The sequence below is a fragment of the Janthinobacterium breve genome (assembly GCF_051380895.1).
In the GTDB taxonomy this organism is placed as follows: Bacteria; Pseudomonadota; Gammaproteobacteria; order Burkholderiales; family Burkholderiaceae_D; genus Janthinobacterium.
This window is the reverse complement of the sequence record NZ_JBNYXY010000001.1, coordinates 545,748-570,448: the sequence shown is the minus strand read 5'-3', so window position 1 is coordinate 570,448 and position 24,701 is coordinate 545,748. Positions and strand designations below refer to the sequence as shown.

At 62.9% G+C, this 24,701-nt stretch carries 21 protein-coding genes; 17 read left to right on the top strand and 4 right to left on the bottom strand.

What is annotated here, in order from left to right; translation table 11 throughout:
• Positions 1 to 22 precede the first annotated feature (22 nt).
• From secD to ACQ4W0_RS02630, 6 genes are all read left to right on the top strand, one after another.
• Positions 23 to 1,888 (top strand): protein translocase subunit SecD, encoded by a 1,866-nt coding sequence (gene secD / locus ACQ4W0_RS02655; protein ID WP_436575354.1) that lies wholly within the window; start codon positions 23 to 25, stop codon positions 1,886 to 1,888.
• Between the two features lie 90 nt (positions 1,889 to 1,978).
• Positions 1,979 to 3,001 carry a protein translocase subunit SecF gene (gene secF / locus ACQ4W0_RS02650; protein ID WP_436575353.1) on the top strand — a complete coding sequence of 341 codons (1,023 nt, stop codon included), beginning with the start codon at positions 1,979 to 1,981 and terminating at the stop codon, positions 2,999 to 3,001.
• A gap of 74 nt (positions 3,002 to 3,075) precedes the next feature.
• Positions 3,076 to 3,825, top strand: coding sequence for a hypothetical protein (locus tag ACQ4W0_RS02645; protein WP_436575352.1), 750 nt, complete (start codon positions 3,076 to 3,078; stop codon positions 3,823 to 3,825).
• On the top strand, positions 3,822 to 4,523 hold the full coding sequence (locus tag ACQ4W0_RS02640; RefSeq protein WP_436575351.1) for a helix-turn-helix transcriptional regulator: 702 nt from the start codon (positions 3,822 to 3,824) through the stop codon (positions 4,521 to 4,523). The genes ACQ4W0_RS02645 and ACQ4W0_RS02640 overlap by 4 nt, the downstream gene beginning before the upstream one ends.
• A gap of 74 nt (positions 4,524 to 4,597) precedes the next feature.
• On the top strand, positions 4,598 to 5,224 hold the full coding sequence (locus tag ACQ4W0_RS02635) for a glutathione S-transferase family protein (RefSeq protein WP_436575350.1): 627 nt from the start codon (positions 4,598 to 4,600) through the stop codon (positions 5,222 to 5,224).
• 213 nt (positions 5,225 to 5,437) lie between these two features.
• Positions 5,438 to 5,602 (top strand): hypothetical protein, encoded by a 165-nt coding sequence (locus tag ACQ4W0_RS02630; RefSeq protein WP_436575349.1) that lies wholly within the window; start codon positions 5,438 to 5,440, stop codon positions 5,600 to 5,602.
• Here ACQ4W0_RS02630 and ACQ4W0_RS02625 read toward each other — a convergent pair.
• The 3 genes from ACQ4W0_RS02625 to ACQ4W0_RS02615 form a co-directional block, all read right to left on the bottom strand.
• Positions 5,599 to 6,444, bottom strand: coding sequence for an HDOD domain-containing protein (locus ACQ4W0_RS02625; protein ID WP_436575348.1), 846 nt, complete (start codon positions 6,442 to 6,444; stop codon positions 5,599 to 5,601). The two genes, ACQ4W0_RS02630 and ACQ4W0_RS02625, sit on opposite strands and share 4 nt — an antisense overlap.
• A 160-nt stretch (positions 6,445 to 6,604) precedes the next feature.
• Positions 6,605 to 6,889 carry a hypothetical protein gene (locus ACQ4W0_RS02620; protein ID WP_219132418.1) on the bottom strand — a complete coding sequence of 95 codons (285 nt, stop codon included), beginning with the start codon at positions 6,887 to 6,889 and terminating at the stop codon, positions 6,605 to 6,607.
• Between the two features lie 45 nt (positions 6,890 to 6,934).
• Positions 6,935 to 7,369 (bottom strand): MarR family winged helix-turn-helix transcriptional regulator, encoded by a 435-nt coding sequence (locus ACQ4W0_RS02615; RefSeq protein ID WP_436575347.1) that lies wholly within the window; start codon positions 7,367 to 7,369, stop codon positions 6,935 to 6,937.
• Between the two features lie 132 nt (positions 7,370 to 7,501).
• Between ACQ4W0_RS02615 and ACQ4W0_RS02610 the strand changes: the two genes are divergently transcribed.
• From ACQ4W0_RS02610 to ACQ4W0_RS02565, 10 genes are all read left to right on the top strand, one after another.
• Positions 7,502 to 8,446, top strand: coding sequence for a GlxA family transcriptional regulator (locus ACQ4W0_RS02610; RefSeq protein WP_436575346.1), 945 nt, complete (start codon positions 7,502 to 7,504; stop codon positions 8,444 to 8,446).
• 275 nt (positions 8,447 to 8,721) lie between these two features.
• The gene (gene astC / locus ACQ4W0_RS02605; RefSeq protein ID WP_436575345.1) at positions 8,722 to 9,963 is read left to right on the top strand and encodes an acetylornithine/succinylornithine family transaminase; all 1,242 of its coding nucleotides are present in this window, start codon (positions 8,722 to 8,724) and stop codon (positions 9,961 to 9,963) included.
• Positions 9,964 to 10,068: 105 nt separating this feature from the next.
• Entirely contained in the window at positions 10,069 to 11,100 is a 1,032-nt protein-coding gene (locus ACQ4W0_RS02600; protein ID WP_436511637.1) for an arginine N-succinyltransferase, read from the top strand.
• A 13-nt stretch (positions 11,101 to 11,113) separates the two neighbouring features.
• Positions 11,114 to 12,166, top strand: a complete 1,053-nt coding sequence (gene astA, locus ACQ4W0_RS02595; RefSeq protein WP_436575344.1) for an arginine N-succinyltransferase — start codon at positions 11,114 to 11,116, stop codon at positions 12,164 to 12,166.
• Positions 12,159 to 13,640: a succinylglutamate-semialdehyde dehydrogenase gene (gene astD, locus ACQ4W0_RS02590; RefSeq protein WP_436575343.1), complete on the top strand. Its 1,482-nt coding sequence runs from the start codon at positions 12,159 to 12,161 to the stop codon at positions 13,638 to 13,640. The genes astA and astD overlap by 8 nt, the downstream gene beginning before the upstream one ends.
• 9 nt (positions 13,641 to 13,649) lie before the next feature.
• Positions 13,650 to 14,990, top strand: a complete 1,341-nt coding sequence (astB, locus tag ACQ4W0_RS02585) for an N-succinylarginine dihydrolase (RefSeq protein ID WP_436575342.1) — start codon at positions 13,650 to 13,652, stop codon at positions 14,988 to 14,990.
• A gap of 151 nt (positions 14,991 to 15,141) precedes the next feature.
• On the top strand, positions 15,142 to 19,857 hold the full coding sequence (locus ACQ4W0_RS02580; RefSeq protein WP_436575341.1) for an NAD-glutamate dehydrogenase domain-containing protein: 4,716 nt from the start codon (positions 15,142 to 15,144) through the stop codon (positions 19,855 to 19,857).
• Positions 19,857 to 20,870, top strand: coding sequence for a succinylglutamate desuccinylase (locus ACQ4W0_RS02575; protein WP_436575340.1), 1,014 nt, complete (start codon positions 19,857 to 19,859; stop codon positions 20,868 to 20,870). Before ACQ4W0_RS02580 ends, ACQ4W0_RS02575 begins: the two co-directional genes overlap by 1 nt.
• A 148-nt stretch (positions 20,871 to 21,018) precedes the next feature.
• Positions 21,019 to 21,993: a DUF2167 domain-containing protein gene (locus ACQ4W0_RS02570; protein WP_436575339.1), complete on the top strand. Its 975-nt coding sequence runs from the start codon at positions 21,019 to 21,021 to the stop codon at positions 21,991 to 21,993.
• A 111-nt stretch (positions 21,994 to 22,104) separates the two neighbouring features.
• The gene (locus ACQ4W0_RS02565) at positions 22,105 to 22,614 is read left to right on the top strand and encodes a DUF1993 domain-containing protein (protein ID WP_086138669.1); all 510 of its coding nucleotides are present in this window, start codon (positions 22,105 to 22,107) and stop codon (positions 22,612 to 22,614) included.
• Positions 22,615 to 22,620: 6 nt separating this feature from the next.
• Here the strand turns inward: ACQ4W0_RS02565 and ACQ4W0_RS02560 are convergent, their stop codons facing one another.
• Positions 22,621 to 23,172: a glycine zipper 2TM domain-containing protein gene (locus ACQ4W0_RS02560; RefSeq protein WP_436575338.1), complete on the bottom strand. Its 552-nt coding sequence runs from the start codon at positions 23,170 to 23,172 to the stop codon at positions 22,621 to 22,623.
• A 163-nt stretch (positions 23,173 to 23,335) separates the two neighbouring features.
• Between ACQ4W0_RS02560 and ACQ4W0_RS02555 the strand changes: the two genes are divergently transcribed.
• Positions 23,336 to 24,448, top strand: a complete 1,113-nt coding sequence (locus ACQ4W0_RS02555) for an NADH:flavin oxidoreductase/NADH oxidase (RefSeq protein ID WP_436575337.1) — start codon at positions 23,336 to 23,338, stop codon at positions 24,446 to 24,448.
• Positions 24,449 to 24,701: the final 253 nt, after the last annotated feature.

The following is a 24,701-nucleotide window of genomic DNA, read 5'->3' as shown; positions in this document are numbered from 1 at the left end:
CAACACTGAACGCTGAATCACTATGAATCGCTATCCTGCCTGGAAATACATCATCATCGTCGTCGCCTTATTGCTGGGCGCACTCTATACGGCGCCCAATTATTTCGGTGAGTCACCGGCGCTGCAAGTAACCAGCGGCAAGTCGACTGTCAAAGTGACGGGCGAGCTGATGACGCAAGTCGAGAAAATATTGACGAAAGAGAACGTCAAGTCGGAAGGTGTCACCATGGATGGCGCCGGCAACCTCGCCTCCGTGCGCGTGCGTTTCGCCGATCCCGATACCCAGTTCAAGGCAAAACTGGTGCTGGAAAAGGACCTGAACCCCGATTCCACCGATCCCGCGTACATCGTGACGGTCAATCTGCAAGCCAATACGCCAATGTGGATGCAAAAATTGCATGCCTTGCCCATGTTCCTGGGCCTGGACTTGCGCGGTGGCGTGCACTTCCTGATGCAGGTCGATGCGAAAGCAGTACTGAACAAGAAAGTCCAGGGCGTCCAATCCGCCGCGCGTAGCGTGTTGCGCGACAAAAATATCCGCCACGCCGGCATCGAGCGCGTGGGCGATAGCGTGCAGATCAACTTCCGTGACGCGGAAACGCGCCTGAAGGCCAAGAATGTGCTGTCCGACCAGATGTCGGAACTGGCGTTCGCCGATGCGGGCGAAGGCAGCGATTTGAAACTGAACATCACCCTGAAGCCGGCCGCCCTGAAGGCGACCATCGATGAAGGCGTGAAACAAAATATCTCCACCCTGTCCAAGCGCGTCAACGAGCTGGGCGTAGCCGAGCCGCTGATCCAGCAGCAAGGTTCTGACCGCATCGTGGTGCAATTGCCTGGCGTGCAGGATGTCGCCCGCGCGAAAGCCATCATCGGCCGCACGGCGACCCTGGAAGTGCGCCTGGTCGACGAAACCATCGTGCCTGGCACGGAACTGTCGAGCGCGATCCCGTTCAACTCGGAATTGTTTACGGTTGGCAAGGGCGTCCCTGTCGTATTGGCGAAAGACGTGATCCTGACGGGCGACTATATCTCGAGCGCCACGGCCAGCTTCGACCAGAACCAGCAAGCGGCCGTGTCGATCGACCTGAACGGCGACGGCGGACGCAAGATGCGCGAAGCGACGCGCGAACGCGTGGGCAAGCGCATGGCCATCGTGCTGTTTGAAAAGGGCAAGCCGGAAGTGCTGTCGGTCGCGACCATTCAGCAGGAACTCGGTTCGCGCTTCCAGATCACCGGCATGGGCGGCGCGGAAAACGCGAATGAACTGGCGCTGCTGCTGCGCTCGGGTGCCCTGTCCGCACCGATGACCGTCATCGAAGAACGCACGATCGGACCGCAACTGGGCGCAGAAAACATCGCCAAGGGCTTCCATTCGACCTTGTATGGCTTCATCGCCATCGCCATCTTCATGATCGCCTACTACATGCTGTTCGGCGCCTTCAGCGTGCTGGCCCTGGCCACCAACCTGCTGTTGCTGGTCGGCTTGCTGTCGATGATCCAGGTGACGTTGACCTTGCCAGGTATCGCCGCGATCGCGCTGGCGCTGGGCATGGCGATTGACGCCAACGTGCTGATCAATGAACGTATCCGCGAAGAGCTGCGTGCCGGCAATACGCCGCAAGCGGCGATCGCTGCCGGCTTCGACCGTGCCTGGGCCACGATTCTCGATTCGAACGTGACCACCCTGATCGTCGGCCTGGCGTTGCTGGCCTTCGGCAGCGGCCCTGTGCGCGGCTTCGCTGTTGTGCATTGCCTGGGTATCCTGACCTCGATGTTCTCGTCCGTCTTCGTCTCGCGCGGCGTGGTCAACCTCTGGTATGGCCGCAAGAAAAAGCTGACGACCTTGTCGATCGGCACGGTGTGGGTGCCGGGCACCAGCAAATAAGCCACGGCCCCGACTCACCCTATAGCGACAACAGCGATAGCGTCCGGTGGCCCAGCCGCCGGATGCACAGAACAGAACTCAGAGGATTTCATGGAATTTTTCCGGATCAAAAAAGATATTCCCTTCATGCGCCATGCGTTGATTTTCAACGTGATTTCGGCCGTGACCTTCCTTGCCGCCGTCTTCTTCCTGTTCCACAAGGGCTTGCACCTGTCCGTGGAATTCAAGGGCGGCACCGTGATGGAGGTCAAATACCCCAAGGCGGCCAATCTTGAAGGCATACGCGGCACCCTGATCGGCCTCGGCTATGAAGAGCCGGGCGTGACCAGCTTCGATACGGCGCGCGACGTGATGATCCGCCTGCCGGTGGAAAAGGGCGTTAGCGCCGCGAACACCTCGCAGCGCGTGTTTGAAACGCTGTGCAAGGTCGAGCAGGGCACGACCAAGGGCATCGATACCGTTACTGAAAAGGGCGAGCACGTCATCAAGACCGCTTGCGTGGACGCCGCCGGCAATGAAGCGCTGGTGCTGCAAAAGGTTGAATTCGTCGGCCCGCAAGTGGGCGAGGAACTGACGCAGAACGGCTTGAACGCGCTGGTGATGGTGATACTGGGCGTGATGATCTACCTGGCTATCCGCTTCGAATGGAAATACGCTGTCTCGGCCATTATCGCCAACTTGCATGACGTGGTGATCATCCTGGGCTTCTTCGCCTTCTTCCAGTGGGAATTCTCGCTGACGGTGCTGGCGGCCATCCTGGCGGTGCTCGGCTACTCGGTCAACGAATCGGTGGTGATCTTTGACCGTATCCGCGAAAACTTCCGCAAGCAGCGCAAGGCTTCCGTGCATGAAGTGATCGACAGCGCGATCACCAGCACCATTTCGCGTACCATCATCACCCACGGCTCGACCCAGATGATGGTGCTGTCGATGCTGGTCTTCGGCGGCCAGACCCTGCACCATTTCGCACTGGCGCTGACCATCGGTATCTGCTTCGGTATTTACTCGTCCGTGTTCGTCGCTGCCTCCATCGCCATGTGGCTGGGCGTCAAGCGCGAAGACTTGATCAAGCCGGTCAAGGAAAAAGACGAAACCGACGGCGCCGTGGTGTAAGCGCAGGATTTTTTGCAGGTCGAATGAAGAACGATCACCGTTTGCGGTGGTCGTTTTTTTTATGGCGGATGACGATGAAGCGTTTTTTATGGGTAGGTCTGATGGCGGGCGTGACGGTGTTGGCCGGCGCCGCCGATTTCAGCCGCACTGGCAGTGACAGCATCGCCATGCGCGGCCCGATTGCCGAAGGCGACGTGGGCAAGCTGCAACTGCTGGCCGCGCCGGGCACCGCGCTGTTGCGCGTGAATAGCGACGGTGGCGATCCGCAGGCAGCCATGCAGCTGGGCCGCTATCTGCGCCGGCAGCAATGGGATGTCGCCATCGATACGGTGTGTGCGGGCAGCTGCGCCCTGTATGTCTTCCCGGCCGCGCACCGCAAGCACATTCCGGCGGAGGCCGTGCTGGCGCTGCAGGAATCGGTTTTCCTGCGCGCGCAGGCCGGTCCGGAGCACATGCGCCGCAGCCTGCTCGAGGCGGGCGTGCCGGCCGATGAGCTGGAGCGTGAAACAGCGGCGCTGGCCGCGCAACTGGCGCAGGTGGCGGCGCTGGAAGCGGACTTTGCAGTGGAACTAGGCATAGCCCCCGCCTTTTACCGCGATTTCCGGCAAGTGGCGGCGCAGGCTGATAGCGTGCGCCAGCGCTTTCCTGACCAGGAGGCGGCCATCTATTGGTGGCCGGCCGCCGCCCGCCTGCAGCGCTGCTACGGCATCACGGGCGTGGAAGAGGGCACGCGCGCGGCGCGCCTGGCGCCGGACGGCTATCTGTACGTGCCGGCCCTGTCGGCCCTGGTCATGGGCGACCAGGCTTTGCAGGCTTGTCCATGAGCCGCAGCGGCCGTTTGTTCCTGCTGATGGACGCCATGCGCGCCAAGCGGGTACCGGTGACGGCGGCACAGCTGGCGCAGCAGCTGGGTGTCTCCGAACGTACGATTTACCGCGATATCCAGACCCTGGCCGAACTGGGCGCGCCCTTGCAGGGTGAAGCGGGCATCGGCTATGTGCTGCGCCGTGGCGCCTTTTTGCCGCCACTGATGTTTGCTCCCGATGAACTGGAAGCGCTGGTGCTGGGCGCGCGCTGGGTGCGCCGGCAGGGCGATGCGGGCCTGGCGCAGGCAGCCAGCAATGCCCTGGCGAAGATCGCCGCCGCCTCGCCGCGCGATCTGCGCGACAGCATGGCCGAGACCAGCTTGTGGGTGCCGCTGGGGCGTCCCGCCGATGGTGCGCAGCCGGCCGACCGCTACGTGCAGCCCGTGCGCGAAGCGATCCGCTACGAACAGAAAATCACGCTCGCCTATCAGGATGAGCATGGCAGCGCCACCTCGCGCACGGTGTGGCCGTTTGCCCTGGCCTTTTTTGAAGGCAAGCGCCTGCTGGCCGCCTGGTGCGAGCTGCGCGGCGATTACCGGCATTTCCGCATCGACCGCATCGCCAGCGTGCAGCGGCATGACGAGCGCTATCCTACGCGCCGCCACACCTTGCTCGATACCTGGCGCAAGGCGCACGATATTGATCCGGAATCCTGATATCGGCTCCTGACAAAAACTGTCAGTGACGGCGACTACGATGGTGGCTTCTTCACTCACCGGAGCCATCCATCATGCGCCTGTACCACCACCCCATGTCCTCGAATGCCCGCCGTGCCCTGATGACGGCGATCCACCTCGGCCTGCCTCTGGAGCTGGCCGAAGTCGACCTGATGAATGCGGATGACCGCCGCCGCCTGTCCGAGCTGAACCCGAACGGCAAGCTGCCCGTGCTGGCAGATGGTGCTTTCCTGCTGTGGGAATCGTGCGCCATCATGCAATACCTGGCCGAGCAGGTGCCGGGCCAGACCATTTATCCTTCGGCGCCGCAAGCCCGCGCCGACGTCAACCGCTGGCTGTTCTGGGCCGCGCAGCATTTCGCGCCCGCCATCAGCGTGCTGGCCTGGGAACGCGCGTGGAAAGGCATGACGGGTGGCGGCCCGGCGGACCCGCTGGAAGAGGCGCGCGGCGAGCACGAGCTGCATGAATGCGCCGTGGTGCTGGACGCGCACCTGGCGGGGCGCAGCTGGATCCACGGAGATGATGTGACCCTGGCCGACTTCGCCGTGGCCGCGCCGCTGATGTACAGCGAGGCCGTGCGGCTGCCGCTGGCGCAGTACCAGCATATCCAGGCCTGGTTTGCCCGCGTGCGGCAGCTGCGCGCCTGGCAGGAAACGGACGTACAGCTGTTGCCGGGATAATGCGCGCGCTAAGTGTGCCAGCGCACGGAGCTGGCACGGCGCACCGCATAAGATAGGGCTGTCTCTTTCAGGACATCCCTAGCTTTGGACTTTACCCGCTTTCGAGCGGGTTTTTTTTGCTTTCGAGCGAATTTTTGTCCGATGCTTGAACGTGGCTTGATAATTTGATCATCGCTGCACATATGGGCGTCTCCCACTGCAAGCAGGTACGCCATGTTCATGCCACGCCATCCGAAGCCACTATTGAGTACCCGGGCGGTCGCCACGCAAGTTGCCCAGCAGAAGCAGGGAACGCAGGCCATGGACAAGCATGTGCTGATCGTCGACGTGCCGAAGCCGGCGCCAGGCGTGCCGCCGGCGCCGGTAAAACAGGATTAATGCACGAGCACCTTCAGCAGCGACTGTACTTCATCGTCCGATTCTTCCAGGATGCTCGACAGGGTCGCATCGCCGATCACACAATCGATGCTGCCGGCGGCGCGGGCGGCCCGCACGGCGATGGCGGCCGGGCTTTCGTTGAGGGGCGAGGCCACCGGCGCCAGGTCATTTGCCAGCAGCAGCGTGTCGCCCAGCGACTCGGGCGGGATGGCGCGCAAGCCTTCCCACAGCGCACCGATGGCGCCCATCACGGCTTCCGGCACCTTCAGTTTGGTCAATACGCCATGGCCGATCGCTTGTTCGCCATGTTCGACCCAGTCCTGCGGTTCGCCGTCGAGGATGCCAGGGAATTCGGCCGCGCGCGACAGCAGATAAAAGCCGCCCACTTCATGCATGATGCCGGCAAACAGGGCCGTATCGGGGTCCACCTTGGTGACGCGTCGGGCCAGTACCTGCGACAGGGCCGCCACATGGGCCGTATGTTCCCACAGCTGGTTGGCCTTCGCTTGCAGCACGGGGTCGGTGATGGTGCTGCCCAGCTGGCGCACGATCAGCGATGCTACCACCGACTGCAGGGTACGCACGCCGAGGCGTTGCACGGCATTGCGCACGCTGGTAATTTCGTTGCCGGAACGGTTGAACGCCACCGAATTGGCGATGGCCACCGTGCGCGCCGCCAGCAGCGGGTCGGCTTGCACCAGCTTGGCAGCGGCCTCGATATGGCAGTCGGGATCGGCCAGCGCCTCTTGCAGCTTGAGCGAAGCGTCCACATTGGCAGGAAAGGTCAGCTCGCCACGAGCGGCTTGTGCGGCGATGCTTTTAAAGGCGTCGAGTCTGTTCATTGAAAAAATTATACTCGCAATATTTCCGTACGGAACTTTTTAACCGTGATCTTTTCGCAAACAAGCGAGTAAAAGGCAAGCAAAGCCCCGTAAACGGAAAAAGGCATGCCGCTATATCTGCGGCATGCCTTTTTTTAACGACAGCGATCGTCAGGCGTTACTACAGCGATTCACTAAATATCGCGTCGCAGCCTTCAACCAACTCGTCGCTGTCTTCCAGCTCATCGGTCAGGCCCAGGTCGAACAATTCCTCGACGGCATTCATGAAGCTGTTGTGCTTGGTGGCGCCGATCAGGCGGTAGATTTCGCCGTCTTCGTTGCGCACGCCGATGATCAGTTTTTCCTGGCGTACCAGTTCTGGCGTGCTGGCGTTGAGCAGCAGGTTGCCGATGATGTGTTTATCGAAATGAGCGGGCTTTTTGCCGTCGAGCAGTGTGGTTTTCAACTTGGTTTCCTTTGTCTTGTTTGAATGTCTGTGCTTGGTGAATTGTCAGCTGTGACCATGGGCGATGGCGTGTTTCAAGCCTGCCAGGGTGGTTTCCAACCGCATGAAATCGTCGTCGGTATAGCCGTCAAACAAGCGCTGGCCCTGCTTTGTCAGCTTGGGGAACACGTCATGGAACACCTGTTCGCCCTCGCAGCTCAAGCGCACGAAGTAGGAGCGCTTGTCTTTCGTGCAACGTTCTCGGACCACCAGCCCCTTTTGCTCCAGCCGGTCCACCACGCCCGTCAAGGTACCCTTGGTAATCAGGGTTTTCTGTCCCAGTTCCTTGTAGGACATGCCGCAGGTGTTGCCGAGCGTGGCAATGATGTCGAACTGCGCATGCGTCAAGCCGTACTGGCGCACGAAGTCGCTAGAAAACCGCTCGAAGCCTTGCATGCATTCGGCCAGCAGCCGGATACTTTTTAAATATCGTTCACCCATGGGGTGTGATTATATCCTTCCATCCCGCTTTTTTCCGCCGCGTCAGGCCCCGCTGTTGCATGCGGGTCTGGATGGGGCTGAACTCCGGTATCATGTGGGCAACTCAGCCCTTGTCCCTGGTCCGCCTCGCCGATGTCTTTCGCTAATCTTTCCCGTATCGGCCTCGACAAACCGCTGCGCCTGCTGCTGGTCCATGCCGGCGATGCCGAGTCGATTACCTGGGCGGGCCTGGTGCAGCCGCTGCGCCTGTGCGCGCGGGCGCTGGGGCCCGATGCCCTGCAACTGGACGTGCGCACGCCCGAGCAAGTCGCCCAGCAGGGCGGCAACTGGCATATCGCGCTGCTGGTGGCCGATGAAACGGAGGCGCCGCTGCGCGCCGAGCTTTGTCGGGCCGTGATCGAGCGCTGCCGTTCGGCGCCATTCTGGGGTGGCGTGGGCGCGGCCGTGCTGTGGCTGGCCGACGCGGGCGTCATGGATGGCGTGCGCATAGCCTTGCCGTGGGCCCTGTACGCCGACGCGGAAGCGAAGGCCGAGCGGGCCATCCTGACGCCGCACCTGTTCGATATCGACGGCCCCCACATTACCTGCTGCGGCGGCGCGGCCAGCATCGATTTTTCGCTGACCCTGATCGAGACCGTGTTTGGCGCCGACGTACAGGCGCTCGTCAAGGAAGCGTTGTGCGTTGACAAGGTGCGCGGCAAGGAAGAACGCCAGCGCGTGGCCTTGCAGGCGCGTTTCGGCGTGCTGCAGCCTAAGCTTTCTGAAGCGGTCACCTTGATGGAGGCCAATATCGAGGAGCCGCTGTCGACCGATGACATCGCCAGCCTGGTGGGCCTGTCGCGGCGCCAGCTCGAGCGGCTGTTCAAGCAATACCTGGGCAGCTTGCCGTCGCGCTACTACCTGGAGCTGCGCCTGCAGCGCTCACGGCAACTATTGCTCGACACACATTATTCCATCGTGCAAGTTGGCCTGATGTGCGGCTTTTCCTCCGGCTCGCACTTTTCCACGGCGTTTGGCACCCTGTTTGGCAATACCCCCCGCGAAGAGCGGCAGCGCAAGCTGATGCCGCCGATCTAACGTCTGGTGAAATCTACTGCGCGTCGCGATTTGCGGCCTCCGATGCTCACTGTGCCTTCGCACAGCTCCGCTTCTCTGCCACAACTCACTGCCGCTCGCTACGATTTCGCCAGGCGTTATATATTTCGCACTATCGTGCGATAAGCACAGCTGTGATGAATTGTGAAAATCCTTGTCGCAGATTCAAAAGAGTTTTAGCATCCCGCTTTTTATAATGCAGTACACACGTAGCTGTCGTAGCTGCGGAGTACCTAACATATTGATGGGGAAATGCTATGAATGCCAAGCTTGATTCGACCGTAACGGCTCGTCCAGTCACCCGGGAAACCTTTGACCAGGTCCTCGTTCCTACCTACGCCCCTGCCGCCATGGTGCCCGTGCGCGGTTCCGGACTGGATCTGTGGGACCAGTCAGGCAAGCATTACCTCGATTTCACCTCCGGCATCGCCGTCAACAGCCTGGGTCACTGCCATCCGGTCCTGGTCGACGTGCTGACCAAGCAAATCAATAATTTGTGGCATTTGGGCAACGGCTACACCAACGAGCCCGTGCTGCGTCTGGCCCTGGCCCTGACGGAAGCGACCTTCGCCGACCGCGCCTTCTTCTGCAACTCGGGCGCGGAAGCCAACGAAGCGGCCCTGAAACTGGCGCGCAAGTACGCGCACACCAAGTTCGGCGCGCACAAGTCGCGCATCATCTCGTGCTTCAGCTCCTTCCATGGCCGTACCCTGTTTACCGTCTCCGTCGGCGGCCAGGCCAAGTACACGGAAGGCTTCGAACCGCTGCCACCGTCGATCGACCACATCGCCTACAACGACATCGAAGCGGCGCGTGCCGCCATCGGCGATGACGTGTGCGCCGTGATCGTCGAACCGGTACAAGGCGAAGGCGGCGTGGTGCCGGGCAATCCGGAGTTCCTCAAGGAACTGCGCGCCCTGTGCGACAAGACCGGCGCCCTGTTGATTTTCGACGAAGTCCAGTGCGGCATGGGCCGCACTGGCGCGTTGTTCGCCTATATGGGCTACGGCGTCACGCCGGACATCCTGACGGCCGCCAAGGCGCTGGGCAACGGCTACCCGATCGGCGCCATGCTGACCACCAATGAACTGGCGCAAACCCTGGCCGTCGGCACCCATGGCACCACCTACGGCGGCAACCCGTTGGCTGCCACCGTGGCCCTGAGCGTGCTCGAAACGATCAACACGCCAGCGTTCCTCGCCCGCGTGAAAGAAGCGAGCGTCAACACCATCGCCATGCTGCAAGGCTTGATCACGGATTACCCGCAAGTGTTCTCCGTGGTGCGCGGCAGCGGTTTGCTGCTGGGCCTGGTAGTCAGCGATGCCTACAAAGGCCGCGCCAAAGACATCCAGAAAGCGGCCGAAGCGCAAGGCTTGATGGTGCTGATCGCCGGCATGGACGTGGTGCGCCTGGCACCGGCCCTGATCGTCTCGGACGAGCAGATCGCTGAAGCGGGCCGTTTGCTGCGCGTGGCCATTGACGGCCTGCTGAAAGCCTGAGGCTAGTCTTACCCCCGCACTATCACCGGCCCGCCGCTTTGCTGCGGGCCGGCTTGGTTCTACCCGGGTACCAGCCCAAGTATTGTCTGCATTGAAGGAGTACCCATGTATGTTGTCCGTCCGGTAGAAATTGCGGATATTGCAGCCCTCGAAGCGCTGGCCGCGGTAACCATGCCGGGTGTCCATACCCTGCCGAAGACGCGCGAAAAAATCGCCGCCTCCGTCGAGCGCTCCATCGCCTCGTTTGCCGCCCATGTCGACATCCCCAGCGAAGAGTCATATCTCTTCGTGCTTGAATCCCTGCTCGACAAGAGCATTGCCGGCACGGCCGCCATCTTCGCCTCGGCCGGCTCGAACGGCACCTACTTTTCCTTTCGCAACGACGTCATCCAGCAAGTCTCGCGTGACCTGAACATCAGCCATAGCGTGCATGCGCTGACCTTGTGCTCGGAGCTGACGGCGTATTCGCAGCTGTCCGGCTTCTACGTGCGCAACATGGAACAGGCTGGCCTGGAAGCGGCCCTGCTGTCGCGCGCGCGGCTGCTGTTTGCCGTGCTGGCGCCGCACCGTTTCGGCGACCGCTTCTTTGTGCCGCTGGCCGGCATCACGGACGCCAACGGCCAGTCGCCGTTCTGGGATGCGCTGGGCCGCAAGTTCTTCCAGATGGATTTTCTCGATGCCGAAAAAGTCATCGGCGGCGCGCGCAACCGCACCCTGATCGTCGAACTGATGCCGCACTACCCCGTGTACGTACCACTGTTGCCCGGCGATGCGCAGGCGGCCATGGGCCAGATCCACCCGAGCGGCGAACTGGCGTTCAATTTGCTGACGGAAGAAGGTTTCGAGGCAGACGACTACATCGATATCTTCGATGGCGGCCCGATCCTGCAGGCGCACAAGCATGCGCTGCGCTCGTTTACGGGGTCGCTCACGCGCCGCGTCGTCGCAGGCGTCACGCCCAGCCGAACGGGCCTGAAAGTGCATTACGCGGTCGCTTCGGGCGCGGAGCGCAACTTCCGCGCCGTCACCTTTACCTGCGATGCGCTCGAAGCGCAGGACACCGTCGGCTTGCCGGCCGAGCTGCTTGAAGCGCTGGCCGTGGCCGAAGGCGACAGCGTCATCTGCGTGCGCATCTAACCGAGAGAACATTATGCTAGTAGTACGCGCCATCAACGCTTCTGACCTGGACGCCCTGTACGGCTTGGCCAGCCAAGTCGGCACCGGCATGACCACCCTCAAGCCGGATATGAAAATGCTGGGCGACCGCCTGGCCATCGCCTGCGCCTCGTTCGCTGAAACCATTCCGCCCGAAAAGCGCGACTACATGTTCGTCATGGAGGATACCGACACGGGCCGCCTGGCCGGCGTGTGCGCCATCAAGGGCGCCGTGGGCCTGGACGAACCGTTCTATAACTACCGTATCGGCACCCTGGTCCATTCCAGCCGCGAACTCGACGTGTTTACACGCATGGAGACGCTGTACCTGTCGAACGACCTGACGGGCAGCACGGAACTGTGTTCGCTGTTTTTGCACCCCGATTACCGCAGCGGCAACAACGGCAAGCTGCTGTCGAAAAGCCGTTTTCTCTTCATCGCCCAATTCCCGCAGCTGTTCACGGAAAAGCTGATCGCCGAAATGCGCGGCTACCAGGCGCCGGACGGCAGTTCGCCGTTCTACGAGGGCCTGGGCCGTCACTTCTTCAAGATGGATTTCCACCACGTCGACGACTTGACGAGCCTGGGGAAAAAATCCTTCATCGCCGAGCTGATGCCGCGCCAGCCCATGTACGTGGCCTATCTGCCCGACGAGGCGCAGGAAGTCATCGGCAAGGTGCATCTGAGCACGGCGCCCGCGCGCCGCCTGCTGGAACAGGAAGGCTTGCACTTTGAAGGCTATGTCGACATTTTCGATGCCGGTCCCGTGCTGCAAGCGCGCGTGTCCGAACTGCGCGCCATGCGCGACAGCATGCCGGCCGTGCTCGACGCCGAGGCGGCACTGGAAGTGTGCGGCGACCTTGGCCAGGCCGAGCCTTACCTGGTGTCGAACACCGACTTGAAAGATTTCCGCATGATCGTCACCAGCGCCAATCCGCACAGCGGCAAGATTGCGCTGGACGACGATGAACTGCACCTGCTGCGTTGCCATCACGGCGACACCGTGCGCACCTTGTCACTCAACCCGAGGAAGCATTCCCATGTCTAATTCGAATACAACGCAATCGAACTTCATCAACGGCGCCTGGCTGCCGGGCACCGGCCGCGAACTGCTCACCATCGACCCATCGAACGGCAAGCAAACCTGGGCCAGCCTGGAAGCGACGGAGAGCGAAGTCGAGCAAGCTTGCCAGGCCGCCCGCGCCGCCTTTGAAGCGTGGGCCGATACGCCCGTCGAAGAGCGCATCGCCATCTGTGTGCGCTTCCGCGACCTGTTGAAGGAACATGCGGAAGCGCTGGCGTTGCTGATTTCGGAAGAAGTGGGCAAACCTTTGTGGGAGTCGCGCACGGAAGTGGCCACCATGGCCAACAAGATCGATATCTCGGTGCAGTCGTATAACGCGCGCACGGGCATTACGCAAAGCAGGATCGCCGATGGCGACGCCGTGCTGCGCCACCGTCCGCACGGTGTATTCGGCGTCTTTGGCCCGTACAATTTCCCCGGCCACCTGCCCAACGGCCACATCGTGCCGGCCCTGATCGCCGGTAACACCATCGTTTTCAAACCCAGCGAATATGCGCCGCGCACGGCCGTCAAAACCGTGCAGCTGTGGCAGCAGGCGGGCTTGCCGAATGGCGTCGTCAACCTCGTCAACGGCGGACGCGACACGGGCGTGGCCCTGGGCGCGAATGGACACCTCGACGGCGTGCTGTTTACCGGTTCCTGCCAGACGGGCATCAGCCTGCACCGCCAGTTCGGCGGCCAGCCGGGCAAGATGCTGGCGCTGGAAATGGGCGGCAACAACGCCCTGGTGGTGTGGGATGTGAAGGACGTGGACGCCGCCGTGCACCACGCGATCTTCTCCGCGTTCGTCTCGGCCGGCCAGCGCTGCACCTGCGCGCGCCGCCTGGTGGTACAAGATAATGCCGCCGGTGTCGCTTTTGTGGCGCGTCTGGTGGAAGTGGCAGCGAAACTGGGTATCGGCGCGTCCGACGCGCAGCCGCAGCCCTTCATGGGCCCAGTGGTCTCCAGCGCCGTGGCCGCGCGCCTGGTGCAGGCGCAGGCGGACATGGTCGCCAAGGGCGGCACCACCCTGCTGCAGATGCGCCAGTTGAATCCCGAGGCAGGCTTTGTCACGGCCGGCATCGTCGACGTCTCCAACGCTGCCGGCATTCCCGACGAAGAATGGTTTGGTCCATTGTTGCAAGTGATTCGCGTAGCCGATTTCAACGCGGCCCTGAAGGTTGCCAACGCCACCGAATTCGGCCTGGCCGCAGCGCTCCTGTCGGACGATCCGGCCCTGTGGCAAACGTTCCAGACGCGCGCGCGCGCAGGCATCATCAACTGGAACCGTCCCACCACGGGCGCGGCCAGCACGGCGCCGTTCGGCGGTATTGGCAAATCGGGCAACCACCGTCCGAGCGCCTATTACGCGGCCGATTACTGCGCCTACCCGGTCGCTTCGATCGAGAACAGCGTATTGGAAATGCCGGCCAAGCTGTCGCCCGGCCTGAATTTTTAAGGAGTACCCATGCACAGCACGCGCGAATACAACTTTGACGGCCTGGTTGGCCCATCGCATAACTACGCTGGGCTCTCGTTCGGCAACGTGGCCTCGTTCAGCAATGTGAAAAGCGCTTCGAATCCGAAGCAGGCCGCCTTGCAGGGCCTGGCCAAGATGCGCGCACTGGCCGCGCGCGGCTTTGCGCAAGCCTTGCTGCCGCCGCAGGACCGGCCCAATTTCCGCCTGCTGCGCGCTATCGGTTTCACGGGCACGGACGCCGAAGTGCTGGCGCGCGCCTACAAGGAGTCGCCCGTCATCCTGGCCTGCGCCTATTCCGCATCGCCCATGTGGACGGCGAATGCCGCCACGGTCAGCCCGTCGGCGGACACGCAGGATGACCGCGTGCATTTCACTGCCGCCAACCTGAATAACAAGCTGCATCGCGCCTTCGAGCACGCGCAGTCGGCGCGCAGCCTGCGCGCCATTTTCAGCGACGACCAGCACTTCGCCGTGCATGACGCGCTGCCGTCGACGCCCGCCTTTGGCGACGAGGGCGCGGCCAACCACACGCGTTTGGGTGCGGACCACGGCGCGCCATCGGTTGAGTTGTTCGTGTATGGTCGGGTGGAGTTCGATCCTTCCACGCCGTCGCCGAAGCGCTACCCGGCGCGCCAGACCCTGGAAGCGTCGCAAGCCGTGGCGCGCCTGCATGGCCTGGACGCCAAGCGCACTGTGTACGTGCAGCAGAATCCTGACGTGATCGACCAGGGTGTGTTCCATAACGACGTCATCGCCGTCGGCAATGGCAATGTGCTGTTCTATCACGAGCAGGCGTTTGCCGATGAAGAGGAAAGCCTGTCGCAGCTGCGCCGCGCCGTCGCCGCTACGGGTGCCGACTTGCAGGCGCTGCGCGTGGACACGGGCCAGGTGCCAATTGTGGACGCCGTCAGCAGCTATCTGTTCAACAGCCAGTTGCTGACAAAAGAGGGCGGCAAGATGGCGCTGGTGATACCGCAGGAGTGCCAGGAAAACCGCGCCGTGTCGCGTTATCTGGAAGGCATGGTGGCCAGCGGTGGACCCATCGATGAACTGATTCATTTCGACCTGCGTCAGAGCATGCGCAACGGCGGCGGGCCAGCCTGCCTGCGTTTGCGCGTGGCCCTGACGGAAATTGAGGCGCGCGCCATGCACCAGGGCGTGATCATGACGGAAGCGTTGTACCATCGGCTGGTGCAATGGGTGGAGAAGCACTACCGCGACCATCTGGAGCCGGGCGATCTGGCCGACCCGCAGCTCGCGCTGGAAGTGCATGCGGCGCTTGAAGAATTGACGATCATCCTCAACTTACCTGGATTGTACGACTTGTAGGCGATAGAAAAAACACAGAAAAAAAATTCGAGACAGACTATCCGCAACACAGAATTGGACGGGCGACCCCCGTCTCTTGACACCGCTGCCGCCCAGCCACAAGCCCGAACGACAGCGTTGGACATTCACATTACCGTAATGGAGATGCAAGATGAATCACACGCCACAAGATTTGCGCACACAAACGCTGGAGCTGATTAACGCGGCTGGCAGTGCGAACAAGGCAGCAGCGCCTGTCGTGCAGCTGGTGCAGGCATGGCTGGACTCGCTCGACGCCGAAGACCTGGCCGATATCGCGCCCGATAGCCTGGCGCCCGTGCTGATCGACGGTTTCACGCAAGCGGCCAAGCGCACCGGCAGCGGCTGCCAGATCGCCACCCTGCGTTATGCGGATGGCCGTGGCGGCATGGCGAGCGCCTTGCTGATCCTGAACGAAGACATGCCGTACCTGGTCGACTCCATCGTCATGGCCATGCGCCGCCAGCACCTGGCCGTGCGCGGCGTGATGAATACCGTGCTGCCGGTGCGCCGCGCCGCTGACGGCAGCGTGGAAGCGGTGCGCCAGCCGGGCGACCCGCTCGAATCGTATGTGCTGGTGTTGCTCGACGAAGAGCTGGCGCCGGAAGCCCTGGCCGCGCTGGTCGCCGCCATCGACATGGTGGCGCGTGACGCCGCCGTCGTGCGCCGCGACGCCGCCGCCATGAGCGAGCGCCTGGCCGCCGTCGCCACGACCGCTTCCCGGCATGGCGAAGAAGGCGCGGAAGTTGCCGCCTTTTTGGAGTGGGCCCGCAGCGGCGGCTTTGAAGTGTTCGGCTACGCCTATTACCGCGTCAAGCCGGGCGTGCGCGAACTGGAACGCGATATTCCCAGCCGCGTCGGCGTGCTGCAGGATACGGCACACCCAGTCTACGGCACCTGCCTGGCGAATATTCCCGGCGACTTCGACACCCTGGCCAAGCGCGAATCGGCGCTGTCCATCGTCAAGGCCGACGTGGCGGGTACTTTGCACCGCGACCAGCAGCTCGATTTCATCGGCGTGCGCGACATGGATGCGCAAGGCGCGATCCTGGGCGAGCATTGCTTTGTCGGCCTGTTTACCCGTGCCGGCAACTCCACGCCGCTGGCAGCGCTGCCATTTGCGCGTGGCCGCGTGGCCAAGGTATTGAGCCTGGCCGGTGTGCGCCAGCAAGGCTTCCGCGCCGAGAAATTCCGTGAAATTCTCGAATCCCTGCCGCGCACCGAAGCGCTGGAAGCGGACCTCGACTGGCTGGCGCAAGTATGCGGTGCCGTCGTCTCGCTGTACAAGCAGCCGCGCACCAAGGTCTTCGCGCGCCGCGACGTGTATGCGCGCCACCTGAACGTGCTGGTGTACCTGCCGCGCGAGCGCTACAGCGCCAGCGTGGCATCGAGCCTGGCAAAGGCCCTGCAAGCCAGTTCCGGCGCCACGCATGTGAGCACGCAAACCCTGGTGGCCGACGGCCCCCTGGCGCGCGTCTACCTGATCGCCCACGCCGCCCGTTACCCGCTGGACCTGGAAACGGATATCGAACAGCCGTTGCTGGGCGTGCTCGATGGCTGGCATAACGGCTTTGCCGCCGTGGCCGACGCCGTGCCCGACGTGGCCCTGCGCACCAGCCTGCGCAAGTTGTGCGCCACACTGCCGCTCGATTACGTGGCCGCCACGGCGCCCGCCGTCGCCTTCCGCGACCTCGACACCATCCTGCGCAACACCGATCCATCGCATGTTGCCGTGCGCATCGAGACGGGTGCCGTCACCACCATCCGCCTGTATTCGGCCAACAAAGTGCCGCCGCTGTCGGCCATCCTGCCGGCGCTGCATAACGCGGGCGTGGCCATCGATCGCGAGCAAGCCTTTTCGATTTCGCCGCCGGACGGCACGCGCTATTTCGTTACCAGCCTGACGGTCGATGCCGCCAGCGCGGCGAAACTGGCGCAGCCATCCGTCGTCGCCGTGGCGCAGGAACTGTTTGCCGCGCTGTTCAACGATGAAGCTGAAGATGGCCGCCTGAATGGCCTGGTCATCGAAGGCGGCCTGTCGACGCGCGAAGTGCAACTGGTGCGCGCTTACACCAGCTACTGGCGCCAGACGGGCAGCCGCTTCTCGGTGCGCTACATTGCCGAAAGCCTGCGCAAGCAGCCGGCCCACGTGAAAGCCCTGGTCGACGCCTTCCTGCAGCGCTTCGATCCGTCGCTGTCCGACGCGCAGCACGCTGCTGCCCTGGAGGCGATCGCCACCATCAAGGCCGGCCTGCCGTCCGTGAACCACGCAGACACCGAGGAAATCCTCGGCGCGCTGGCCGACCTGATGGCCGCCACCCTGCGCACCAGCTACTTCCAGAACAATCAGGAAGGCGACAAAATCATCTTCAAGTTCGATACCAGCAGCCTGGCGCTGGTGCCGGAACCGCGTCCTTACCGCGAGATTTTCGTGTTCTCGCGCCGCTTCGAAGGCGTGCACCTGCGCGGCGGCCCCGTTGCCCGTGGCGGCTTGCGCTGGTCCGACCGCATGGAAGACTACCGCACTGAAGTCCTGGGCCTCGTCAAGGCCCAGATGGTGAAGAATGCCGTCATCGTGCCGGCCGGCGCGAAGGGTGGTTTTGTCTGCAAGATGATGCCGAAGGACGCCGTGCGCGAAACCATCGCGGCCGAAGGCGAAGCCGTGTACCGCCTGTTCATTTCCAGCCTGCTGGAAGTGACGGACAACCGTTCCCTGGGCAATATCGTCCCGCCAGTCGACACCGTGTGTTTTGACGATGCCGATCCATACCTGGTGGTGGCTGCCGACAAGGGCACGGCCACGTTCTCGGACATCGCCAACGGCATCGCCGTGCAGCGCGGCTTCTGGCTCGGTGACGCGTTCGCCTCGGGCGGCTCGAACGGCTACGACCACAAGAAACTGGGCATCACCGCCAAGGGCGCGTTCGAAGCCGTGAAGCGCCACTTCTATGAAATGGACCATGACTTGAACACCACGCCCATCACCATGGTCGGCGTGGGTGACATGTCGGGCGACGTGTTCGGCAACGGCGTATTGCTGTCGCGCCAGCTGAAACTCGTGGCCGCATTCGACCACCGCCACATCTTCCTCGACCCGACACCGGACGTCGCCGTCTCGTTCGACGAGCGCGCGCGCCTGTTCGCCTTGCCGCGCTCTTCGTGGGACGACTACAACAAGGAACTGATCTCGGCTGGCGGCGGCGTGTATCCACGCTCCGCGCGCACGATCGAGCTGTCGCCGCAAATCCGCGCCGCCCTCGATATTGCCGAAACCTCGCTGGCGCCGGAAGAACTGATGCACCGCATCCTGAAGTCGCCCGTGGACCTGTTCTACAACGGCGGCATCGGTACCTACATCAAGGCATCGACCGAGACGCACGCGCAAGTGAAGGACCGCGCCAACGACCATATCCGCGTCAGCGGCAATGAACTGCGCGTGAAGGTCGTGGCCGAAGGGGGGAACCTGGGTGCGACGCAGGCAGGCCGCATCGAGTTCGCGCTGGCGGGCGGACGCATCTTCACCGATGCGATCGACAATTCGGCCGGCGTGGATTGCTCGGACCATGAAGTGAATGTGAAAATCTGGCTGGACGTGGAAGTCAATGCCGGCAAGCTGACGGAAGAAGAACGCAACCGCGAGCTGTATGCGATGACGGACGACGTTGAGCGCCTGGTCTTGCGCGACAACACGCAGCAGACGCATTTGCTGGTGCGCGAGTTGCAGGCGCAAGGCGAAAGCGCCGTGCAGGATGGCTATGCCGCCCTGATCGCCAGCCTGGAAGAAGAGGGCGCCCTGTCGCGCGAACTGGAACAATTGCCGTCGGTGGCCGAACTGGCACGCCGCAAGCTGGACAACCGTGGCTTGACCACGCCGGAACTGGCGGTGGTGATTGCCAACGTGAAGAACCGCTTCAAGCGCATCCTCTCCGCGCTGCCGTTGACGGATGAAACGTGGGCCGAGCCGGTGCTGAAACCGTATTTCCCATCCTTGCTGGTGGAAACGCGTTCGGCGCTCGACCATCCGCTGGCCAACGCTATCCTGGCCACCGTGCTGGCCAATGAAGTGATCAACCGCTGCGGCCCGCTGATGATCCGCAACCTGGCGGCAGAACATGGCGTGGACGAATCGGCAGTGATCCTGGCCTGGGGCCAGGCCTGGGTGGCACTGAATCTGGCGCCTGTGTTTGACGCGCTCGATGCCGATGCGCTGACGGTGCCGCGTGACGTGTCGATCAGGGTCGACGCGCAGACGCGCGTGCTGCAGCAAACCATGATCGCCGGCGTCTTGTCCGTGCCGGCCGAGCAATTGCGCGGCGCGGGCTTGGCTGAGTTGACCCGTTTGTTTGGCGCGGAATCGAAGCGCGAGCTGCTGCAAGCCGTCGGCATCAAGTCCGAAGCGGCGCTGGTGCCTGGCCTGAAACCGGCCTTCGTGCAGGCGTGGGATGCGGTCGATGCGCTGGAAGTCGTCGCCGGCTTCCTGTTCCCGGCCCTGTCCGTGCCGCGTCCGGCTTCGATGGACCTGGCCGCCTTCCTGCAAGTGGGCCTGGCCCTGCGCAGCCAGGCGGGCATCGATACGCTGGAGCGTGGCCTGAAGCTGGCCGCGCAAGGCAAGTCGCAGGAACAGTTGCGCAACTACGCGCAGCAAGCCCTGCGCCGCACGCAACAGCGATTGCTGACGCAGGTGCTGGCGCGTGCCGAGCAAGGCAATGCGGGCCAAGCGGTCGATGCGGTGACGGGCGCGCTGGGCCTGTCGGCCTACGTGGCGGCGACGGAACTGGAGCAAGCCATGCTGGACGTGTGGACGCTCTCCGAGGCTGTGAATAAAGTGACAGTGGAAGCGGCGGTGTAATGACGCAAGCAGCAACACAAGTAGTGCAGGGCGCTGGCGGCTTGCCGCCAGCCGTGCAGGCGCTGGCGCAGGCCGATTTCAGCGCCGTGGCGCAGCTGTTTGCCAACGCCGGTTTCACGGTGGCCTTGCCGGCGCCCGGCATGCTGCAAGTGGTCAAACCTGGCGCGGGCGGCGCCAGCGTGGCCGTCTCGGTGGGCGTGCATGGCGACGAAACGGGGCCCATCGAAGTGCTGGCGCATCTGCTCGACGCGCTGTCGTGCGATGCGTCGAAGCTGGCCGTCGACTTGCTCGTTTGCGTGGGTAATGTCGATGCGATACGGGCCGGCAAGCGTTTTATCGACGCCGACCTGAATCGCATGTTCCGCCCCGTGCGGGGGAGCTTGGCGCAAGCGGCGGAAAGCGCGCGCGCCGATGAAATGATCGCTGCGACAAAAGCGTTCTTTGAAGTGGCGGGGCCCGTGCGCTGGCACCTGGATTTGCACACGGCCATCCGGCCTTCCGTGTACCCCACGTTTGCCATCGTGCCGGACCTGGTGGCCGACGACGCCAAGGCGCAGCTGATCGATTGGCTGGGCCAGGCGGCCATCGGCGCCATCATCATGAACCCGCAGTCGGCCGGCACGTATAGTTATTATTCGGCCGAGCATTTCGGCGCGGCCGCCAGCACGGTGGAGCTGGGCCGCGTGGGCACCCTGGGGCAGAACGATTTGTCCCTGTTCGACGACGTGTCGCGGGCGCTCGATGGCTTGCTGCGTGGGCTGCCTGCGCAGCCCGTCAAGGCCGCGCCGCATGTGTTCAAGGTGGCGCAGGAAATCATCAAGCACAGCGACGAATTCCGCATGGCTTTTGATCGCAGCACGCAAAATTTCACCTCCCTGCCGCAGCACGCCGTGATCGCCAGCGATGGCGATCATGTGTACACGGTGCAGCACGTGGAAGAGTTGGTGGTGTTTCCGAACCCGGACGTGCGCGTGGGCTTGCGCGCGGGACTGATGGTGGTGCGTACCTCCTGATCGTCCAGCCATCACGCAGTATCAGGCGCCAGCCGGGGAAACCCGATTGGCGCTTTTTTCATGGGAAAAATGCTGCATGGAAATAATTATCCATTAAGCAATCAATTGATTTAAAATATTTACCCTTTGCAATTTTTTTGGACCGATCATGTTGAAATGCCTGCTGACAGCCTTGCTGTGCCTGACCCTCTCCGGCCTGACGGCTGCCGCCCCTGCCGATGACAAGGCAGCCGCACCGGAAATGACCGCCGAGCAATTCCTCGCCCAGTTGCACCTGCAGCGCGGCAAGATCACTTTGCCGGGCGGCATCGCCACCCTGGATTTGCCGGCCAATTTCCGTTATTTGTCTCCGACGGACGCCGAACGCGTGCTGGTCGATGCCTGGGGTAATCCACCTGGCATGGTCTCGCTGGGCATGATCGTGCCCGCCAAGACCAGCGTGCTCGAGCGCGATAGCTGGGGTGTCATCGTCACGTATGAAAAGGAAGGCCATATCAAGGATGACGATGCGGACAGCATCAAATATGACGAATTGCTCAAGGATATGCAGGCGTCCGTGCTGGACAATAACGCGGAGCGCAAGAAGCAGGGTTATCCCGGCATCCATTTGATGGGCTGGGCGGAAAAACCCAGCTATGCCAAGGATACGCACAAGCTGTACTGGGCCAAGGATCTGATGGTCGATGGCGGCGAGCATTCGCTGAACTACAACGTGCGTGTGCTGGGCCGCGAAGGCGTGCTGAACCTGAACGCGATCGCCGGCATGCAGCAGATCGAGGCGATCAAGAAAGAGATGCAGCAAGTGACGGCATTCACGGAATTTACCGAGGGTAACCGCTACACGGATTTCGACAGCAAGACGGACAAGGTGGCCGAATATGGCCTGGCGGCGCTGGTTGCCGGTGGCGTGGCCAGCAAGCTGGGCCTGTTTGGCAAGTTGCTGGCGCTGCTGCTGGCTTTCAAGAAAGTGCTGATCCTGGCCGTGGTGGGCGGCGGCGCGGCCATCGTCAAATTCTTCGGCGGCAAGCGCAAGGACAAGCAGGCGCCGCAACCACTGCCGCAGGTAGAACCGGTGGCACAGCCGGAGCGTGCGCCCGATGGCAAGGTGAACCTGGACAAGTAAGGGCAACTGTGCTGATTGGTGCGCTGGCGCACAGGAGTGGCATTGCGCGCGCTGCCGGAAAACAGCGCCTCGGGTACACTGGCTCATCGTTTAATTTACCAGGAGTCCGCCATGTCCGTGTCCATGTATCAGGCAACCATCCCCGTCTTCATCCGCGGCTTGCGGGTCGTCTCGGCCCTGCTGGAAAAAGCGCAAGCCCATGTGGAGGAAGATGGCATCGTGCCCGAGATTTTACTGGGCGCGCAGCTGGCGCCCGACATGCTGGACTTGACGGCGCAGGTGCAGCGCGCCAGCGATACGTCGAAGATGTCGGTCGAGCGCCTGAGCGGCGTGCCGGCGCCGAAGTTCGAGGATAACGAAGCGTCGTTCGAGCAGTTGCAAGAGCGTATCGCCAACACCATCGCCTACATCGACAGCGTCAACGCGGGCCAGATGGCCGGCAGCGCGCAGAAGGAAGTCGTGCTGAACTGGACTGACGAGGGGAAAAAATTCTCGGGTGACAATTACCTGCTCAGCTTTGCCTTGCCGAACTTTTATTTTCATGTCTCCATGGTCCACGCCATTTTGAGAAACAATGGCGTGGCCGTGGGCAAACTCGATTATCTGGGACCGTACGACTGATACTGATTATCGTTGCGGCTGCTGCACCTGGTTCTGTACCGCATTGCCCAGCATGCCGCCGCCGATTACGCCGGCCACGGTCGCCAGCGCCTTGCCGCGGCCGCCACCCACCTGATTGCCGATCAAGCCGCCGATGACGGCGCCCGTGCCGATGCCCACATAGTTGGGCTGGGCGGGTGCTGGCGCCGGCTGCTGCTGGCGTACGGGTTCGCGGTAGGCGGTGTCGCGGTAGCTATCATTGTTGTCATTGTAGGCAGGACGCGCCTGCGCCACTTGCGTGTGGTGCACGACGCGCTTGTGCACGACAGGTGCAGGGGCCGGAGCGGGGGCAGCCTGTGCCATGACTGGTGCGGCCACCGGCGCTGTCAGGGCTGCCGCGTTCGCTGGCGCCAGTGCCGCCACATCGGCAGGTACGGCCGCTGCGGCAGGCACATTCGCCCGCGAATTGGGCAGGATGCCGGCGATGGACGCCGCGCCCACCAGGCACAGCACCGTCACGGAAATGGCGGCGCCGGCCATCAAGGGGTGGATGCGGCTGGCGGTGGTCGTCGTGTTCATGTGTTCTCCTGGGTGGCAAGGTGTTGCGCTGTTATTGATGTGTCCAGATTAACGGTGTGCTGCCCGCAAGGCTAGACGGTGCGCTGTATCAAACGTAAGCAGGTGTAAGCCGCGCTTTTCAAAGCACAGTAGAATCGGGGTTTCCCCTAGTCCGGAGTTCGCCATGAGCCAGCTATTCACGCAGTATGCACTGGGGCCGCTGCACGTGGCCAACCGTATCGCCATCGCGCCCATGTGCCAGTACTCTGCCGACAACGGCAACGCCACCGACTGGCACATGATCCACCTGGGCCACCTAGCCCTGTCCGGCGCGGGCTTGCTGATGACGGAAGCGACGGCCGTCTCGCCCGAGGGACGCATCTCGGCCGATGACCTGGGCCTGTGGTCGGATGCCAACCAGGCCGCGCTGGACAAGGTGGTGCAGGCGATCCGCCGCCACGCGCCGATTCCGCTGGTGGTGCAGCTGGGCCACGCGGGACGCAAGGCGTCGAGCCGCGCGCCCTGGCAGGGCGGCTCCTGCGTGCACCTGGCCGAGGGCGGCTGGCAAACGGTGGCCCCATCCGCCATCGCCCATGCACCCGGCGAAACGGTGCCGATCGCCCTGGACGAGATGGGCTTGCTGCAAATCAAGGGCGCCTTTGTCGCGGCCGCGCAACGCGTGCATGCGCTGGGCATCGAAGGCATCGAGTTGCATGCGGCGCACGGCTACTTGCTGCACCAGTTCCTGTCGCCCCTGTCCAACCAGCGCACCGATGCGTATGGCGGCAGCCTGGAAAACCGCATGCGTTTTCCGCTGGAAGTCTATGAAGCCGTGCGCGCCGCCGTGCCCGACAGCGTGGCCGTGGGCGTGCGCATTTCCGCTACCGACTGGGTCGATGGGGGCTGGGAAATCGAGCAAAGCGTGCGTTTCGCGCAGGAACTCAAGCAGCTGGGTGCCGATTTCATCCACGTCTCAAGCGGCGGGATTTCGCCGCAGCAGCAAATTCCCGTGGGACCCGGCTACCAGGTGGCATTTGCCGAACGCATCAAGCGCGACAGCGGCTTGCCCACCATCAGCGTGGGTTTGATCACGGAGGCGCAGCAGGCCGAAGACATCATTGCCAACGGCCAGTCCGACATGGTGGCGCTGGCGCGCGCCATCCTGTTCGACCCCCGCTGGCCCTGGCATGCGGCGGCCCAGCTGGGCGCGCAAGTGCAGGCGCCGCCGCAGTACTGGCGTTCGCAGCCGCGCGAGTACAAGAACCTGTTCGGCGACACGACCCTGGGCCAGCGCTAAGAGCCTATCCCAGTAGATGAATACATCTCTTGCAAGCGCCCCTCAGAAGCGGGGACTGCGTTGTTCGTCGTCGCGTGGCTCGCCACGCGTCCTCCTCGCGCCTTGTCCGCGCTCCTGATGTGCTGCTTGTAAAAGACGCTCCCTACTGGGATAGGCTCTAACGGCCCTGCTCTGCTACACTGACGTTTCTTTCCCATCTTCCAGGACGCTTCGACATGCGCCATTGATACTGCCGTGCTGTGCACGGCCTCGC